The organism is Lelliottia jeotgali (assembly GCF_977070485.1).
The window spans coordinates 95,286-113,012 of record NZ_CDRVFO010000011.1; the positions used below are offsets into that span (position 1 = coordinate 95,286).

The window sequence follows — 17,727 nt, forward strand, 5'->3', positions numbered from 1 at the left end:
ATCCGGGTTCAGGCCACCGCGCGCGGTGGGTAGACCCGGGTAGGCACGAAAGGAATAAGGCAGATCAGCGCCACGGCGATACCGGCCATGACCAGGTAAAGGTCGGCCGAAGTGAGCACCAGCGCCTGGTCATGGATACGCTTGGCAAGGCCCGCAGCGTGGTCATCGATCAGCGGGGCGTTGCCCAGGCTGTCCACCAGGTGGTTGGAATGAAAGTGTCGGCGCAGCGTGCCGAGGGCATCCAGCAGGCCACCGGCGATCACTGCGGCGAGCCCCTTGACGGTGTTGAACCAGCTGGAGGCGAATGGGCCTTCCTGCGGGCTCATGCCATTGGTGGAGAGCATCAGCAGCGGCAGTACTGCCATCGGTTGGCCGAACACCTGAAGCAGGTAAAAAGGGTAGAAATCACCGCGGATCCACTCGGAGGTCAGCAGGCTGCTACCGATGCACGACAGCGCCAGCATCGCCAGCCCCGTGGCCAGCACCCAGCGGCAGTCCACCGCGCGCAGGTTGCACAGTGCCGCCGTCAATGGCAGGGCAATCAGTTGCGGCATGGCCACCAGCATCATCAGCGGGCTGGTTTGCGCCGGGCGATACCCTTGGATTTGCGCAAGGTAGGCAGAGGGAATGCTGCCCACACCGGAAAGCACCACCAACACGCCGGCCAGGGTGACCAGCGCGAAGCTCAGGTTGCGGCGCGACAGCATGCGCAACTGGAAAAACGGCAGCGGCTCGGACCATTCGTTGTACAGGAACAGCACCAGCAACAGCACGCCCCCGCCCAGCAGCCAGCAGATCAGCGGCGAATCGAGCCAGCCCCAGCGGTCCCCAAGCGACAGGCCCAGGACGATGCAGCTGATGGCCGGCAGGCCCAGCAACACGCCGCGCCAGTCGAACTGCTTGAAGCGCTCCAGACGCAGCGGGTCCTGCGGTAAGCCCCAGCCGACACAGAACATGGCCAGGGCCGAGGGCAGAATGATCTGCCAGAACGCCCACTGCCAACCGACGTATTCGGTCCACAACCCGGCCAGCGGCGTGCCGAGGTTGGGCCCGAAGGTGGCCGTCAGGGCATAGCAGGCCAGGCCGTAGACCTTGATGCCCGGCGGCAGAAAACGCAGCGCCACGCTCATGAGCATCGGTGGCAAGGCGCCCGCTGCAAAGCCCTGAAGGATGCGCAGCAGCATGAGGCTGTGCAGGTTGGGGGCCAAGGGCTGCAGCAATCCCAGCAGCGCAAACAGCCCGACCGCGCTCATGGTGAAGCGGCGCAAGGAGAAGGTAGTGGCCAGCCACGGCGCGAAGGCCATGGCCGAAACCGATGCGGCGCTGTACACCGCCAGCAGCCAGGCGCCCTCGTCGGCGCCGATGCCCATGGCCCCGCGGATATCGGCCAGGGAAATCTTGGTCACCGACTCGTTGAGGCCGGCGCACAGCACGGCCAGCAACACGCCGAACAGCCCGACCACCACGCGCAGGCCGAACGCCGACTGCACGGGCGCAGCCGGCGCAGGGGCGGCGGCGATCGCGGTGGCAGGGGCGGACAGAGAACTCATGGGTAGACAACTCCAGCAACAATTTTATGGCTGGGGCAAGTCTAAGAAAGTCGAATGCTTACGAAAACTGACTTATCGGCAGTTTTATATTGCGTATGACGCAATCCGCTTCAGCCGCAATCGGACGAAGCGGGGTTACGGATCAACACTGCAACAGGCTTTCAGGATCTGCCGCAACCAGCGGTGTGCCGGATCGTTGTGATAACGCGGGTGCCAGGCTTGCAGCACGGTTACCCGCTCCAGCGGCACGGGAATCTCGAACGAGCGCAACGGCAAACCGAGCTTGTGCACACTGTTGAGGATATTGGCGGGCATCGGCAGGATCAGGTCCGAATCCGGCAGCGAGAACAACGCTGAGTGGAAACTCGGTGTAATCAGCGCTACGCGCCGCTGCACCTTGAAGTTGGCCAGTTCGACGTCAATCGGCCCATTGGCGCGGCCACGCCGGGAAACGCTGATCTGTGGATAACTGGCAAAGCTCTGCGGTGTGATCGGCTGGTCGAATATGGGATGGTCGCGCCGCGCCAAACCCACGTAGTAGGTCTGGAAAAGGCTCTGCACCTTGATCTCCGGGCCCAGGTCGACGGTCGAGCTGATGATCAGGTCGGTGCGCCCGTCGCGCAGCACGCTATCGTCATCACCGCCGGGGCTCTCGGGCACGAAGCGCAGTACCGTGCGCGGGGCCTGCTCATGCATGCGGCGCAACAGCAGGGCGCCATACAGGGCAATGAACAGGTCATTGGTGCGGATGTTGAAGGCTCGGTCGAGCTTGGGCAAATCCACCTCTCCAGCACTGCGGAACACCTCACCGGCCTGCTCCACCAGCGCCGCCACCTGCTCGCGCAGCGCCAGCGCCCGAGGCGTCGGTACCAGGCCACGACCCGCGCGTACCAGGATCGGGTCGCCCAAGGCATCGCGGATACGCCCGAGGGTCCGGCTCATCGCCGCCGGGCTGAGGTTCATGCGCTGGGCCGCGCCAACCACGCTGCCTTCATCGAGCAGGGCGTCGAGGGCGACGAGCAGGTTCATGTCCGGGAGTGGCATGGCCGATTTCCGTGGCAGTTGTGGGAAAGCGATGTTAACAGGTCGCATGATTGCACCAGACGCAATGCGTTCGTGCGTGGTGGAACATTTATCTCGAGGGCGAGATGGGCCATAAATGATGCAGTGGCTGCACCGGCCCTATCGCCGGCAAGCCGGCTCCTACAGGTGCCCCACTGCCCTGCGATCGGTGCATTATTTGTGGGAGCCGGCTTGCCGGCGATGGGGCAGTACAGCCAACCGACCAGCCAGTTTTTCAGCAAGGACCCCCATGCCCAACCCCGTCCTGATCGCCATCGACGCGTCCCCTGCCTCGACCGCCCTGCTCACCCTCGCCCGCCGCTACTGCCGGCCCGACGAACACGAACTGCACGTGCTGCTGGCCATCGACTCGACTTTCGCGGTGCACGACAAGCCTGCGCCCTACACCGCCGAGGAACTGGAGCAATACCCTGCCGCCTGTGAGGAACAACGCCTGGGCGACCGCGCCGTGGCCGAGGCCGTTGCATTGCTAAAGCAGGCCGGCTTCACCAGCCACGGCTGCATGGTCGCCGGGCAACCGGTCGAGGCCATTGTCGCCAAGGCACGGGAACTGCAATGCGAGCTGATCATCATGGGCCACCGGCACCTGTCACGGCTGGGGCGGATGCTCGACCCGTCGATCAGCGCGAAGGTGATTGACCGTGTCGAAATACCGGTAATGGTAGGCCCGGCCTAGGGTTTGATTGAACGTGGTTTAGCTAGCCCGCTCCACCCTCGCTCGGTTTCACCACCACCGTACACGTCGTCCCCGCCGCCAGCAGAAACCCGTCCGGCACTTCATCAATGTGAATCCGCACCGGCACGCGCTGGGCCAGGCGCACCCAGTTGAAGGTCGGGTTCACGTCGGCAATAAGCTCGCGGCTCTGCGGGTTGTCGCGGTCGTAGATACCGCGGGCGATGCTCTGCACGTGGCCCTTGAGCCGTTCGCCGCTCATCATCTGCAGCTCAGCCTGGTCACCCACCTTCACGTGCGGCAGCTTGGTTTCCTCAAAGAAGCCGTAAACCCAGAACGAGTTTTCATCGACCACTGCCATCACCGCCTCACCGGTACGCGCATAGTCACCCTTGTGGATATTCAGGTTGGTCACGTAACCATCGACCGTGGCAACGATACGGGTGCGCTTGAGGTTCAGCTCGGCCGCTGCCAGTGCTGCCTGGGCCTGTTGATAGTCGGCCAGGGCGGCATTGGCGATGTTGCTGGCGTCGTCGCGGTTTTCCTTGGAGATCACCAGGTTGTCCATGTCGGCACGGCGGCGGGCGTTGACCTTGCGCATCTCCCAGGTGGCCTTGCGCGAGGCGACCAACGCCTTGGCCTGGTCGACAGCCAGCTGGTAGTGCTCGGGGTCGACCCGGATCAGCAGGTCGCCCTTCTTCACCCGCTGGTTATCCTTGACCGGTACGTCCACCACATAACCGGGCACGTCGGCGGCCACATTGATGATGTCGGCCCGCACGCGCCCGTCACGGGTCCAGGGCGTAGTCATGTAGTGCAGCCACAACTGGCGACCGATCACCACGGCCATGGTCAGCACCAGCAAGGTAGCAAACAGGCTGAAGAACTTTTTCATCGAAGGATTCTCACCAGTAGAGCGACAGCGCCAGGGCGCCGAACAGGCAGACGAACAGGCTCAGACGCAACAGCGCCGGATGCCAGAAGAAGCGGTAGCCATCATGGCTGGCAATGAAGCGGTCCAGGCCCCAGGCCAGGCCCAGGGCGAACAGGAACATCAAGGTCATGGTGGGCATGTACACGCCATGGAAGGCGATCTCACGGGGCATGATTTCACGGAACATCGTGCAATCCTTTCGTCGTAGCCAACGGCGACTGTGGGTCGAGCAGGGAGGAACGGATGAAGTGCAGGTAGCTCTGCGCGCGGCGCAGCACCGAGGTATCGAAGTGCCGGGCGAAGGGTTCGTCGGTGGCCTGCACGCGGCTGATGGCGTGGTCCACCGCCACCAGCGCGCGCTCGTGGTTGCTGGCGCTGGGCTGCAGGAACAGCCGCGCCAGAGCCCGGCCCATGACACGGATGGCCTGTCGCCAAGGCTGTGATTCGGCATACGCAGGATGGATTGGTGCGCGGGCCTGCTCCTTGCGCAGCTCGATGACCGCATGGCCGATTTCCAGCACGGTGAACATCCAGCCCATCAGCTGGCTTTGTACCTGCGGCTTGCCGGCGGCCAGACCATAGGCCTGGTGCAACAGGTCACGGGTGCGGCTTTCGAAAGCCGAGCCCAGACCGCGCAGGCGACCACTGATGGCGAACAGTACCTGCTCGCGCAGCTCCTGCTCCAGGCGGCTCCACAACCAGCGGCTGTTGGGCGGCAGGATGATCGCCCCGGCAGCAGCGCAGACGAACATGCCGAGGACCATGCCGATGTAGTCGTTGATGAAAGTGTAAGGGTCGTACACAGTCAGGTTGTTAGGCACCGAACCGATGGCGAAGAACACCAGCAGGCCTATGCCGTAACCCGCGTAAGCCGGCCGCGAAGACAGGAACGCGCCAAGCATGAACACCGGCGCCAGGACCATGCACAGCAGCGGGTAACCGTCGATCCAGGGGAACACGAAAAAGGTTTCGAAGAAGCCGACGAACGCGCCGATCGCCGTGCCGCAGGCCATTTGGAACGACATGCGCTTGGGGTTCGGCGAAGCCGCCGACAGGCCTACGGTGACGGTGGCGATCAAGGTCATCATGGCCCCACTGGGCCAGTCGCTGAGCAGCCAGTAGCTACCCAGCAGCAACAGCACCGCCGAGGCGCGCACGCCAGCGGCCAGCGACACCAGCCAGCTGGTCCGGGCCACGTAAGGCTCGTCCCACTGCTCGCGCTCGTGCGTGTGCGCGGCCAGGGAGGCATGGGTTTCGGCATAGCTGTACATCTCGTCGACGAAGCGATAGAGCAGCTCGAAAGCGGTATGAAAATCCAGCAGGTCGGACTCGCTGGGGTCGGTCAGCAGGTACTCGGCGCGCAGGCCGCGTACCTGGGCCTGCAGGCCCTCTTTGTAGGCAGCCAGTTCCAGCGTCAGGCGCAGCGCATCGGCATCGGTCAGCGCACGCCCTACATAGGGCTCAAGCAGCTCGACCAAGGTGTTCAGGCCCGGCTCGATGGCCCCGACGATCTGCAGCGGGCCGCGGGCGCGCAAGCGTTCAAGCAACCGGTGCAGGGCGTTGAAGCGCGTGGTAATGGCCATGAACTCGCTGTTCATGCGCACCAGCCGGCCAGAGCGCCTGCGCATGTGCGGGTCTTCGAAGGCGGTGACGTTGCGCAGGCTTTCCAGGCCGACCGCCTCGGCGACGAACCGTACGTTGCTGGTTTCGAAACGGTCACGCTGGCTGTCACCGCGCAAGGCTTCGACCACCACCCCGGCGAACACGCCAAAACGCTGGTACAACGCATTGCGCATGGCGGCGCTGGCCGATTGCGGCAAGATCGCGGCACTGACGAAGGTCGAGACGAGAATGCCCAGGGCAATCTCCAGCACCCGCCACACCGCAGCCATGAACGCCTGGTCAGGGTGCTCCAGCACCGGCAGGCCGATCATGGCAGCGGTGTAACCGGCCAGCACGAAGCCATAGGCGCGGAAGGTGCGGTAGCGCATGGCGCCCGCTGAACATAGGCCCACCCACAGCGCCAGGCTGGGCAGGAACAGCTCTGTGTTCTGCGGGAACAGGGCGATCAGCGCCACCATCATCGCCGAGCCAGCCAGAGTGCCGAGCACCCGGTAGAAGCTCTTGGCAAAAACATGGCCGCTCTGCGGCTGCATGACGATGAACACGGTGATCATCGCCGTGCGCGGCTGCGGCAACTCCAGGCGCATGGCCAGCCACAGGGTGATGAACGCAGCGGCCAGCACCTTGAAGATGTAGACCCAGGTCACCCCGTCGGTACGCGCCCAGGCAAAGAAGCCCCGGCGCCACTCCAGGCTGTGCAGCCAGCGCAGGGGCAGGCTCGATGTACTCATTCGGCGCGGTCCGGTTTGCGGTCGAAAACAGCCAGGGTGGCTGGGGTTTTCGGCGCCGTCTGGCGCTCCTGCTCAGGTACGTCCTTGCCGGCCTGCAGGCCACCACCCAACGCGGTCACCAGCTCGGCATGGGCGATCAGGCGCGCGGCCTGCACCTGCTGTTGCACCTGCTGCTGACGCAGCAGCAAAGTCTGGGCATTGAGCACGTTGAGGTAGTCGGTCAGCCCGCGCTGGAAGGCGACCATGGCAATATCGTAGGTTTTCTGTGCAGCGGCCACGGATTCGGCGGCGAAATGGGCCTGCTCCTTCATCGACTCACGGCGGATCAACTGGTCGGAAATGTTCTTCAGCGCGCCGATGACCGTCTGGTTGTAGTGCGCCACGGCCACGTCATAGCCCGCCGAGGCCACACCCAGCTGCGAGCGCAAGCGGCCGCCGTCGAAGATCGGCAGGCTGATGGCCGGCCCGACGTTGTAGTTGAACTTGCGCCCGGTAAGGAATTCCAGCGGCCCGCCACCGGTGGCCATGAAGCCCAGGCTCCCGACCAGGTCAACGTTGGGGAAGAAGCCGGCGTGGGCGACGTCGATACCACGCGCCTGAGCGGCCACCTGCCAGCGGCTGGCGACCACGTCGGGGCGCTGGCCGACCAGCTCGGCGGGCAGCGCCGACGGCAGTTGCAGCGGGGCGGCGAGGGCCAGGCTGGGGCGCTGGATCTGCGCCCCCTCCCCTGGCCCCTTGCCCGCCAGCGCAGCCAGCTGATTGCGGGTAAGCGCGATTTCTTCGTCGAGGCTGTCCAGTTGGCGATGGGTTTCGGGTAGCGGGGCTTCGGCCTGGCTGACCTCGAAATGGGTACCGATACCGCCGTCCAGGCGGCGCTTGGCCAAAGCCAGGATCTGCTCCTGCTGCTCCAGCTCGGCCTTGACGATGTCGCGCTGGGCGAAGTGCAGGCTGAGCTGAATGTAGGCACGCACCACATTGTTCTGCAGTTCCAGTTGCGCCTGGCGGGCTTCGGCCACGCTCATGTGGGCCTGGTCCACGGCCTGTTCGCTGGCATTGCGCTCGCGCCCCCAGAGGTCCAGGGCATAGCTGAAGCCGATGGCGGCGTTGTTGTCCCAGGTGTTGGCACCCGACAGGGCGCCCGGGCCATAGAACTGGTCTTCAGGCCAGTTGTGGCGTTTGAGCGACGCCTGGCCGTTGGCCTGCAGCTTTTCTGCCGACTCGACCACACCGGCCATGGCTTTGGCTGCGCGCACCCGCGCTGCGGCCATGGCCAGGGTCGGGCTACCGGCCATAGCCAGGTCGAGCCAACGGTTGAGCTGCGGATCTCGGTAGGCGTGCCACCACTGCTGGTCGGGCCAGTGGGCATCGCTGGCGGCTTCACGGATGGCCGCGTCGGTGGTCAAGGTATTGGCTTGGAGGGTCTTGCTCTGTGGGGCAATGCCCCAGGTTCCGATACAGCCGCTCAAGGTGAGGCTAAGGGCACAGGCACTGAACGCCTGAAGCGTTCTGATGATGCGACGCGGCACAGCTGCGATTTCCCGAGGAAGAGGTGGAGGGCTGGGCAATTCTAGGGGGCGGCCGTACTGGCGATAAGCGCAGATTCCTGCGAATCTTTGTTACCAAAACAGCGATAATCCGGCTTTGGTCGAAGGCACATGCAACCAACTTCGTGACACAATTTGCCCTCTACCTTGAGAGTGACCCATGGACACCCTGCAAAACATGCGTGCTTTCAGTTGCGTAGCCCAGCTTGGCAGTTTCACTGCCGCCGCGGCGCAACTGGATACGACCACCGCGAACGTGTCGCGGGCGGTCTCCAATCTGGAAGCCCATCTGCAAACCCGGCTGCTCAACCGAACCACACGGCGCATCGCCCTGACCGAGGCGGGCAAGCGTTACCTGATGCGCTGTGAACAGATCCTCACCTATGTCGAAGAGGCCGAAGCCGAGGCAAGCGATGCGCATGCCCGGCCTGCCGGGCAATTGAAGGTGCATTCGATGACCGGGGTCGGCCAGCACTTCGTGGTCGATGCCATCGCCCGCTACCGCGAGTCGCACCCGGACGTGACCTTCGACCTGACCATGGCCAACCGCGTGCCCGACCTGCTCGACGAAGGCTATGACGTGTCCATCGTGCTGGCCACCGAGCTGCCGGACTCAGGTTTCGTGTCGCAGCGCCTGGGCATCACCTACAGCATCGTCTGCGCCTCGCCCGAGTACGTGGCCAGGAACGGCTTCGCGCACAAGCCGGTCGACCTGCTGCAGCATGCCTGCCTGCGCATGGTCAGCCCGGTGATCCCGCTGGAAAAATGGTTATTCGACGGCCCGGAAGGCCAGGAGCTGGTCAACATCACCAGCTCGCCGTTCCAGGTCAACTCGGCCGACGCGATGAAAACCGCGATTCGCAGCGGCATGGGCATGGGCGTGCTGCCGATCTACTCGGCCATCGATGGCTTGCGTGATGGCAGCCTGGTGCGGGTGATGCCGGACTACCGACTGCAGGAACTGAACCTTTATGCGATCTACCCGTCGCGCCAGTACCTGGATGCGAAGATCAAGACCTGGGTTGAGTACCTGCGCAACTCGTTGCCGGAGATTCTCGCAGCCCATGAAGCGGACCTGAAAACCCACGAGTTGCTGATCGCGAACTGAAAGCAGCTGCATGCAAGCTGCAAGCTGCAAGCTGCAAGAAAAAGCAGATTGGTGCACGCGCTGCTTTTTCTTGCAGCTTGAAGCTTGTAGCTTGTAGCTTTTCCGTTGGAAGTAGCCCGATGAAAAAGACCGTCCTGGCCTTCAGCCGTATCACCCCGGCCATGGCCGAGCGCCTGCAGCAAGACTTCAACGTGATCGTGCCCAACCCCAAGCTCGGCGACATCAGTGCCCAGTTCAATGAAGCTTTGCCCCAAGCCCACGGCCTGATCGGCGCCGGTCGCAAGCTCGGCCGCGCGCAGCTCGAAGGGGCAGCCAAACTGGAAGTGGTGTCCAGCGTGTCGGTGGGCTACGACAACTACGACGTCGACTACTTCAACGAGCGCGGCATCGCCCTGACCAACACGCCTAACGTGCTCACTGAAAGCACCGCCGACCTGGGCTTTTCGCTGATCATGGGCTGCGCACGGCGCACGGCCGAACTGGACGCCTGGACCAAGGCTGGCCAATGGCAGGCCACCGTCGGCCCGGCGCACTTCGGCAGCGATGTGTACGGCAAGACACTGGGTATCGTCGGCCTGGGCAACATCGGCGCGGCCGTCGCACGCCGTGGCCGCTTCGGCTTCAACATGTCGGTGCTGTATGCCGGCAACAGTCGCAAGCAGGCGCTGGAGCAGGAATTGGGGGCCCAATACCGCAGCCTTGAACAACTGCTGGCAGAATCCGATTTCGTCTGCATCGTGGTGCCGCTGTCCGACGCCACCCGCAAGCTGATCGGTGCTCGCGAGCTGAAGCTGATGAAGCCGAGCGCCTTCCTGATCAACATAGCCCGTGGCCCGGTGGTAGACGAGGCAGCGCTGGTCGAGGCGCTGCACAACGGCACCATTCGCGGCGCCGGCCTGGATGTCTACGAGAAGGAGCCGCTGAGCGAATCACCGCTGTTCAAATTGCCCAATGCTCTGACGCTGCCGCACATCGGTTCGGCCACCGCCGAAACCCGTGAGGCAATGGCCAACCGGGCGATGGACAACCTGCGCGCCGCGCTGCTGGGTGAGCGGCCGCGGGATCTGGTGAATCCGCAGGTGTGGAAGGGCTGATAACTCGTATTTGCCGCGAGCAGACCAGGCCAGGCAACCTTCACATGGGTTGCCTGCGCCGCCTCAGAACCTTGCGCACCACGTACCGGGGCCGATGCTTGGTCTCCTGGTAGATCCGGCCTATGTATTCCCCCAATATTCCGATGCCGATCAACTGCACACCGCCCAAGAACAGCACTGCCGTCATCAATGACGGATAACCCGGCACGTCATTTCCGAACAGGATTTTGTCGATCACCATATACATCGCAAACACAAACGCCGACAGCGATACCCCTCCGCCCACGTAACTCCATAGCCGCAAAGGCACAGTGCTGAACGAGGTGATGCCATCCAGGGCCAGGTTCCACAGCCGCCAGAAGCTGAACTTGCTGTTGCCCGCCGTGCGTTCAGGTCGGTCGTACTCGACGATTTCGGTACGAAAGCCTACCCAGGACAACACACCTTTCATGAACAGCTGCTGCTCCGGCAACTGGCGGATGGCGGCTACCACTTTGCGGTCCAACAAGCGAAAATCACCGACGTTCTCTTCGATCCGAGTCGATGCTATGCGGTTGTGCAGGCGGTAGTACAAGCGTGCGCTCCACCGTTTGAACCGCGTGTCAGCGGCGCGACTACGGCGCTTTGCCAGAACCACCTCCGCCCCTTGCTGCCACACATCGATCATCTGCGCGATAAGCTCGACCGGGTCCTGCAAGTCGACATCGATCGGCACCACGGCGTCGCCATCGGCGTACTCAAGCCCGGCGAACAACGCCGATTCCTTGCCGAAATTACGCGAGAAATTGACGACGGTTACCCATTCGTCACGTGCCGCCAACTCGGCGCAGATGGCTTCGCTGGCATCGTTGCTGCCGTCGTTGACCAACAGGATTTCGACCGCCAAGCCCTGTAAAGACGGTTCGTTGCGCACCGTGTGATAGAAGCGTTCGAGGGTGTCCTGCTCGTTGTACAGGGGCACGACCAAGGTAATGTTCATGGCTGCCTCCGCTTGAACACCACTGCTCGTGAGTAGCCATAGGCGATGATCAGGCTGACGGCGGAAAACGCCACGAGGGTCAGCCAGGGTGACAAACCAGCCCGGTCCGATAGCGCCCCCATGCTCAGGCTCAGGCACCCCATGCCCGACACGAACGCCAGGTAACGCAGCCTGCTCGGCGCGCAGGCAAACGTGAAGCGAGCATTGAGGTAATAGGAAGCACTGACAGCCACTGTGAATGCCAGGAGGTTGCTCAATGCCTGGCTTAGCCCTGCAGCTTGGTGCAGCAGGAAGAAAACCGCCCAGTGCAACAGCGTATTTCCAACACCGATGAGGCCATAACGGTAGAAACGCAGGGCCATTACCATCGGTAGGTCTCGCTCTCGACAGGTGCTTTCATGAGCACATAGCCGTTACCGTCGACCAGGTGGATGTCGAAAAACTTGCTCTCCACCACCGCTGCATGGTCGCGCGCAAGTACCTGCTCACGGTCGAGTGGGGCGGATTTAGCGAAGTTGACCAGCCCGAGGCGCGGCATCATCTCAGGCAACAGCAGAAAATCGATGTTCATGACATAACGCAAAGCTGGCATCTGTTCATAGCTGGCGCTGGCTGCAGGCAACCAACGTCTGCTGCTACCGATGTCGAAAACATAGAATCGCTTGGTCTCGTACAACTGCGGCCGGCTTTCGATGGCATTGGCGAGCGAAGACGTCACCATGCGTTGCAGTTCCTTCTGCACGATCAGCGTTCGGCCGTAAGCGAACGAAAATGACAACATGAACAACACAGGAATAGCCAGCAGCCACCTCAGCCGACCGCCAAGCCCTGACAGTAGCCGATGCGCCAGCAGTGCCAGCATCATCAAGACCACCCCGAACCCCATCAACAGGCGTGCGCCACCGTCAAAATGCGCGAACACCATCATCAGGCCGTACACCAGCAACGCCACTACCGGGATGGGCAGCAGCAGCGCAGCCGTCAACACCCCCCGTTCCCATACAGGGCGTGGATCAACCAATACCTCACGCAAGGCGATCAGCAGCGCCACGAGCGCCAGCCCCGAAAGGCCGATGAACACCCACGCCGTTCCCGGCGTGATCAACAACGCCACGTGGCCCAAGATAACTTCCAGGCGCCGCAACACCTCAGGCCACCACTGGGCATCCAGAGGCAGCAACGCAGTGCGGGGGACATCTATGAACTGATGGGCCGTGAGCGAGTACAGCAGGCACCCGCCGAGCAGCTGTGCCAGCCGGCCGAAAAGATGACGGCAGACCTGGCGCAACTCGGCATGCCCGAGTACTTGGCGCATGACTTCGAGGCAGCACAAGCCAGCGAAGACGTTGATGCTGACCTGATAGAAACTCGCGGCACATGCCACCAGCACGCCGCCCAGCAGGCACTGCTGCCAGCGCTCGGCACTCAGCGTGATGGCCCAGACGCATGCAGCCAGCGCCAACGCCATACCGGGTGCGTCGTATTGGTACGACAGGTTCTGCAGAAAGAAGGGGTTGTACCATAAGGGCAACACCACCAGCACGGAGGTCGCCGTGGGCACCGGGAAGTAATGTGACACCAGCCGGGCGAGCGCCAGGGCAGTCACGCTGGCTGCCAGCAGAATAGGCAAAGGGAACAGATTCACAGCCCCGGCAGAGAAGCCCAGCGTGCGATGCATCAGATAGAGCAGGAAGCGCCCCTGCCCTGTCCAGGATTCATTGCCGGTAAGCGTGAGCCCAGCGTTCTGGGCGCGCCACACATCATCGATATAGGCGTAATCGGCAAGCACCAGCGGCAATAGATGAACAGCCAAGGCGAGCAGGCAGAGCATCTGGACCTGACGATGCGACAGTCGCTTGTTCCAGGAGAGCAATGGTGGCATTGACGTTTCCGGGCTAATGGCTCCCGGGCAAGTCTAAACAGACTACCCCGTGCCAACACCTGGCATTTATGTCAGTTGCAGCGCAGCGCTCAGCGTGCCAATGCACCTGCCAGCGTGGGTTTGCGCTTACGAAACACCAACACATTACCCGCCATGACAGCGACCAGCCCGAGCAAAGCGGGGGCTGTCCATTGATAGCCCTCGGCAAACGCCGACACATTCAGCGCCACCAGCGGGAACAACACCGTGCAATACGCAGCCCGCTCCGGGCCCATGCGCCCGACCAACGTCAGGTAGGCGGTGAAGCCGATCACTGAACCCGGGATCACCAGGTACAGCAGCGAGCCGATGTAACGCGTGTTCCACTCCATCGCAAATGGAATACCGCTGATCAGGCAATACACGGTCAGCATCGCGGCGCCATAGACCATGCCCCAGGCATTGGTGGTCATAGGCTTGAGGCCAGCTTTCTGCTGCATGCTCGAGAGCATGTTGCCTGCCGAAAAACACAACGTACCGAGCAAGGCCAGACCGAGACCATAGAGCGTTTCGCGGCTTGCCGCATGGTGCGACAGCTCCGGCCAGAACAGCAGCCCCAACCCCAAAAGACCAAGCGCGCCGCCACCGAGTACGTTGCTGGCGACCCTCTGCCCGAAAAAGAGGCGCGCATTCAGCGCATTCCACAGTGTTGCAGTGGAAAACACCACGGCGATCAGGCCGCTGGCAATCCACTGACTGGCGGTGAGGAAACACATGAAATTGACGCAGAACAGGCACAGGCCTTGCGCCAGGCACAGCAGATGACCGCGCCGATTCATCGGTTGCAGGCGGCGGGTGAGCAACAGGATGGCGAACAGAATCAGCCCGGCCAAGGCAAAGCGGTAAACGATCGAAACCGCAATGGCGACTTCGCCCAATTGCAGTTTCAGGGCGATCCAGGTGGTACCCCAGATCAGGACAGTGAGCAGGTACAGGGAGAGGTTCATGAGGGTTCCTTAGGCATACGACCATGCATTGCGGGGGGCACCATGCGGCCAACCTGTAGGAGCTGGCTTGCCGGCGATTGAGGGCGCAGCCCTCGCCAGGGCCATCAGTGTTCTCTTCGGCCAGTGATGTGCGCTTGCACAAACTTGCGCTTTTCAACGCTCAGGGAGCTGCCACGTCGGCGCATCGGCAGTACGATGGCAACAGAGGAATCGCCCATGACCCCACTCACCCAGCTGCACGTGTTCAACGCCATGCATGCCTCGCCCCACGCGCGGCTGGAACTGAGCGCGCACTTGGGCGACGGGCTGGCGGCGGCGCTATGGAGCAACCGTGACGATGCCCGCGACTATCAGGCGCCCAGCCACCACACGCTGTCGTGCTACATCGCCCACGGCACCGGCACCTTTCGCCGCCAGCGCCCAGCCGACAAAGGGGCGCCGGACAAATTGTGCATCATGCCGGCCGGCCACGAGTCCAACTGGGTGGTCAATGGGCAGATCCGCCTGGCGCACCTGTACATCAGCGAGGTGCAATTCGCCCTGGGCTGCGTGCGTCTGCTCGACCGGGAACCGCGGGAGATGCAACTGCAGGAAGCGACGTTTCTCGACGACCCACGGCAGTCGTTGCGTTTTCGCCAGTTGATCAGCCTGGCCTGGGAAGAGCCAGGCGAGCGCTTGCTGGCCAGCAGCCTGGCACACGAGATTGTCGATCACGCCGTGCTCAGCCAGGTAGGGCTGCGCCAGGGGTTACGCCTCAAAGGCGGGTTGGCACCGAACCTGCGCCGGCAACTGGTGGAATACATCGAGACACACCTGGATCAGCCCATCACCCTCGGTGAGTTGGCCGTACGTTGCAACCTCTCCGAGTATCACTTCGCACGCATGTTCCGCACCAGCTTCGGCTTGCCGCCGCACCAGTATCTGCTGGCCCGCCGGCTGCATCGGGCCTGCCAACTGCTGCGCCTGGGCCAGCTGCCATTGGGAGACGTTGCATTGCTGTGCGGGTTTGCCAGTGCCAGCCATTTCAGCAATCGCTTTCGCCAGGCAGTCGGCGCGACACCTGGCGACTATCGCGCCGCCTTCAGCCACTAGAACTCGAAGGTACTCGACAGGCTCACCTGGCGTGCATCACCTATGGCAACGAAGTATTGGTTCACCGCCGAGCTGTAGTAGACCTTGTCGAACAGGTTCTTCACGTTCAGTTGCAGGCGCACGTTGTGCTCGTCGAGCCGGGTCTCATACGTGGCGAAGGCATCGGCAACGGTGTAGCTGGGCAAGTCGAAGGTATTGGTCGAGTTGCCCGGGCGCTCGCCGACATGACGGGCTCCGGCACCGAAACGCAAACTGTCGCCGCCGAACAGGCTGCCGAAGTCATACACCGCCGACAATGAGCCACTGTGCCTGGCCACGTTCTGCAGGCGGTTACCCTCAAGGTCCGGGTCCTTGGTCACCTTGGCGTCGGTAAAGGCATAGCTGCCGATCAGGCTCCAACGTTCACTGAGCTGTCCGGTCAGGTCAAGCTCCACCCCCCTTGAACTGACCTCGCCCGCATTGCTGTAAACCGTCTCGCCGGTACCGCTGTCGAAGTTGGAGACCAGCACGTTGCGCTTGGTGATGTCGAACAGCGCCAAGGTGCCGGTCAGGCTGCCAGGCATGTCGAGCTTGGCACCCAGCTCCCACGACTTACCCTCTTCGGGCGCAATCGACGAATCCAGCACGACGCCACCGGTCAGCGGGGCAATGCTGGAGTTGGGTTTGAACGACTCGCTGTAACTACCATAGAACGACAACTGCTCATCGACCTTGTAGACGATGCCGGCATGCGGTACCCAGGCCTGGCCACTGGTGTCGGTATTGGCCTTGAACGGCCGGCCGCGGCCGGCGTACTGGTCGTACTGCTGAAAGCGGGCGCCGGCCACCAGTATCCAGTGTTCGTCCAGGTGCAGTGCGTCCTGCAGGAACAGCGCGTCGGTGCGCAGCTTGTCGGTCTGGTCACTGTCGCTGGCGCGCACCGTACTGCCCTCCACTTCCTGGCCATAGACCGGGTTCAAATAACTGAAGGTGGACTGAGCGGTCTGGCGAATCAGGTCGCCGCGAAAGACCTTGCGGTCTTCGTGATCAATGCCAATGAGCAGGTCATGCTGCATTCCGGCAAGCTCGACGTTGCCATTGAGGCTCAGGGTCGCGAACTGGTCGCGACTCATGGCGTTGTGGGTGCCATCGATGCTGCGCGTGAGCGTGCCCTTGGCTTCGTTGACACCGGTCACGCGCACCTGGCTGGCGTCGTAAGTCTCGCGGTTGAAGCTGTAGCCAAAGTGCAGTTTCCAATCGTTGGCCAGCTGGTGATCGACCTCCAGGCGATACAGGTCGGAGCGGCCTTCCATGTCGTTGAAGGGTTCATCCAGGCGACGCGTGGCCGGAATGTCCAGTGGGTGGCCGTTGCTGCCGAACGCGGTGCCCCGGTCGAACGGGTAGAGAAATTCACGGTGCTCATATGCCAGCACCACTTGGGTGTCCTCGCCCAGCCAGGCCAGCGACGGCGCCACCAGCGATTCGCGGTGCACGCCATAGTTACGCCAGTAATCCTCGTCCTCATGATCGACGATCAAACGGTAGGCGAAGTTGCTGTCGCCCAGTGCCCCGGTGCTGTCGACCCCGCCGCCGCTGCCGTTCTTGCCGCTGCCGTAGGTCGAACCGCGCACGGTCAGGGCGTTGTACTGCTGCAATTGCGGGCGCTTGCTGACCACGTTGATCACCCCGCCCGGGTCCTGGATGCCATACAACAGCGAAGCCGGGCCCTTGAGTACCTCGACCCGTTCGGTGCTCGCATTGAGGCTGCGCCCCTGCACGACGGGCATACCATCGCGCATGATCGAACCGTCGCGGTTATCGCCGAAGCCGCGCTTCATTACCGTGTCGGAGGTGCCACCGAAATTGTTGCCCTGGGTGATACCGCTGACATTGGCAAGGGCGTCATCCAGGTTGCGCGGGGCCTGGTCGCGGATGACCTGGGCCGGGACCACGTTGATGGCTTGGGGGATATTCTGGGACGGGCCCTGGCCACGCATGATCGAGGCGCTGGCCGGCGGCTGATAGCTGTAGGTGTCCATCTGCGAGGTCACCGTGGTGGCCTGCAGGTTGAGCGCACCGGAGGTGTCCACCGGTTCAAGCGTCAGGGTGCGGGCATCGACCCGGCGCCAGGTCAGGCCAGCGTTGCCCAGCAATTGCTGCAGCGCCTGTTCGGCACTGAACGTACCCTGCAGGGCCGGTGCCTGCACGGCAGGCAGTTCCAAGGTGTAGACCACGCTCTGGCCGGTGGCGCGGCTGAAGGCATTGAGCGCCTGGGGCAAGGGCTGGCTCGGCTGGGCGAACCTGTGCAGTTCAAGCTGCTCGGCGGCAAGGACACAAGGGGCAGCAGCCAAGGCCGAAAGCGCTGAGAGACCAAGCCAGAGGGGGACGCAACGGTGGATGAACTTCATGGACGCTGACCTGTGAGAGGGTTATGACTGCGAATGAATCGCACTTCCACTCATTACACGG

15 protein-coding genes are annotated in these 17,727 nt (G+C 62.9%); 4 read left to right on the forward strand and 11 right to left on the reverse strand.

Features of this window, described 5'->3' with window-relative positions; translation table 11 throughout:
• Positions 1 to 8: 8 nt before the first annotated feature.
• A complete protein-coding gene (locus ACW4TB_RS17535; protein WP_012312800.1) occupies positions 9 to 1,550 on the reverse strand; it encodes an MFS transporter in 1,542 nt (513 codons plus the stop codon).
• A gap of 135 nt (positions 1,551 to 1,685) precedes the next feature.
• Positions 1,686 to 2,594 carry a LysR family transcriptional regulator gene (locus tag ACW4TB_RS17540; RefSeq protein WP_012312799.1) on the reverse strand — a complete coding sequence of 303 codons (909 nt, stop codon included), beginning with the start codon at positions 2,592 to 2,594 and terminating at the stop codon, positions 1,686 to 1,688.
• Between the two features lie 268 nt (positions 2,595 to 2,862).
• Between ACW4TB_RS17540 and ACW4TB_RS17545 the strand changes: the two genes are divergently transcribed.
• A complete protein-coding gene (locus tag ACW4TB_RS17545) occupies positions 2,863 to 3,309 on the forward strand; it encodes a universal stress protein (RefSeq protein WP_254467166.1) in 447 nt (148 codons plus the stop codon).
• Positions 3,310 to 3,331: 22 nt separating this feature from the next.
• On the opposite strand, the gene ACW4TB_RS17550 is transcribed toward ACW4TB_RS17545, so the two are convergent.
• From ACW4TB_RS17550 to ACW4TB_RS17565, 4 genes are read right to left on the reverse strand one after another with little or no spacing between them, the layout of a single operon-like run.
• Entirely contained in the window at positions 3,332 to 4,201 is an 870-nt protein-coding gene (locus ACW4TB_RS17550) for an efflux RND transporter periplasmic adaptor subunit (RefSeq protein ID WP_012312797.1), read from the reverse strand.
• Positions 4,202 to 4,211: 10 nt separating this feature from the next.
• Positions 4,212 to 4,427: a DUF1656 domain-containing protein gene (locus ACW4TB_RS17555; protein WP_012312796.1), complete on the reverse strand. Its 216-nt coding sequence runs from the start codon at positions 4,425 to 4,427 to the stop codon at positions 4,212 to 4,214.
• Positions 4,417 to 6,594: an FUSC family protein gene (locus ACW4TB_RS17560; RefSeq protein ID WP_012312795.1), complete on the reverse strand. Its 2,178-nt coding sequence runs from the start codon at positions 6,592 to 6,594 to the stop codon at positions 4,417 to 4,419. The genes ACW4TB_RS17555 and ACW4TB_RS17560 overlap by 11 nt, the downstream gene beginning before the upstream one ends.
• Entirely contained in the window at positions 6,591 to 8,120 is a 1,530-nt protein-coding gene (locus ACW4TB_RS17565; protein WP_279931837.1) for an efflux transporter outer membrane subunit, read from the reverse strand. Before ACW4TB_RS17565 ends, ACW4TB_RS17560 begins: the two co-directional genes overlap by 4 nt.
• 178 nt (positions 8,121 to 8,298) lie before the next feature.
• Here ACW4TB_RS17565 and ACW4TB_RS17570 point away from each other — a divergent pair, with 178 nt between their 5' ends.
• Together ACW4TB_RS17570 and ACW4TB_RS17575 are read left to right on the forward strand one after the other, a co-directional pair.
• Positions 8,299 to 9,246: a LysR family transcriptional regulator gene (locus ACW4TB_RS17570; RefSeq protein WP_012312793.1), complete on the forward strand. Its 948-nt coding sequence runs from the start codon at positions 8,299 to 8,301 to the stop codon at positions 9,244 to 9,246.
• Between the two features lie 119 nt (positions 9,247 to 9,365).
• Positions 9,366 to 10,340: a 2-hydroxyacid dehydrogenase gene (locus ACW4TB_RS17575; protein WP_279931840.1), complete on the forward strand. Its 975-nt coding sequence runs from the start codon at positions 9,366 to 9,368 to the stop codon at positions 10,338 to 10,340.
• A gap of 40 nt (positions 10,341 to 10,380) precedes the next feature.
• Here the strand turns inward: ACW4TB_RS17575 and ACW4TB_RS17580 are convergent, their stop codons facing one another.
• From ACW4TB_RS17580 to ACW4TB_RS17595, 4 genes are all read right to left on the reverse strand, one after another.
• Complete coding sequence (locus ACW4TB_RS17580) at positions 10,381 to 11,319, reverse strand: glycosyltransferase family 2 protein (RefSeq protein WP_012312791.1); 939 nt, start codon at positions 11,317 to 11,319, stop codon at positions 10,381 to 10,383.
• Positions 11,316 to 11,687 (reverse strand): GtrA family protein, encoded by a 372-nt coding sequence (locus ACW4TB_RS17585; RefSeq protein ID WP_279931841.1) that lies wholly within the window; start codon positions 11,685 to 11,687, stop codon positions 11,316 to 11,318. The genes ACW4TB_RS17580 and ACW4TB_RS17585 overlap by 4 nt, the downstream gene beginning before the upstream one ends.
• A complete protein-coding gene (locus ACW4TB_RS17590) occupies positions 11,681 to 13,201 on the reverse strand; it encodes a glucosyltransferase domain-containing protein (protein ID WP_279931843.1) in 1,521 nt (506 codons plus the stop codon). Before ACW4TB_RS17590 ends, ACW4TB_RS17585 begins: the two co-directional genes overlap by 7 nt.
• Before the next feature lie 89 nt (positions 13,202 to 13,290).
• On the reverse strand, positions 13,291 to 14,187 hold the full coding sequence (locus ACW4TB_RS17595) for a DMT family transporter (protein ID WP_012312788.1): 897 nt from the start codon (positions 14,185 to 14,187) through the stop codon (positions 13,291 to 13,293).
• A gap of 216 nt (positions 14,188 to 14,403) precedes the next feature.
• Between ACW4TB_RS17595 and ACW4TB_RS17600 the strand changes: the two genes are divergently transcribed.
• The gene (locus tag ACW4TB_RS17600; RefSeq protein WP_254467162.1) at positions 14,404 to 15,279 is read left to right on the forward strand and encodes an AraC family transcriptional regulator; all 876 of its coding nucleotides are present in this window, start codon (positions 14,404 to 14,406) and stop codon (positions 15,277 to 15,279) included.
• Here the strand turns inward: ACW4TB_RS17600 and ACW4TB_RS17605 are convergent.
• Positions 15,276 to 17,666 (reverse strand): TonB-dependent siderophore receptor, encoded by a 2,391-nt coding sequence (locus tag ACW4TB_RS17605; protein WP_279931847.1) that lies wholly within the window; start codon positions 17,664 to 17,666, stop codon positions 15,276 to 15,278. The genes ACW4TB_RS17600 and ACW4TB_RS17605 overlap by 4 nt on opposite strands.
• Positions 17,667 to 17,727 lie beyond the last annotated feature (61 nt).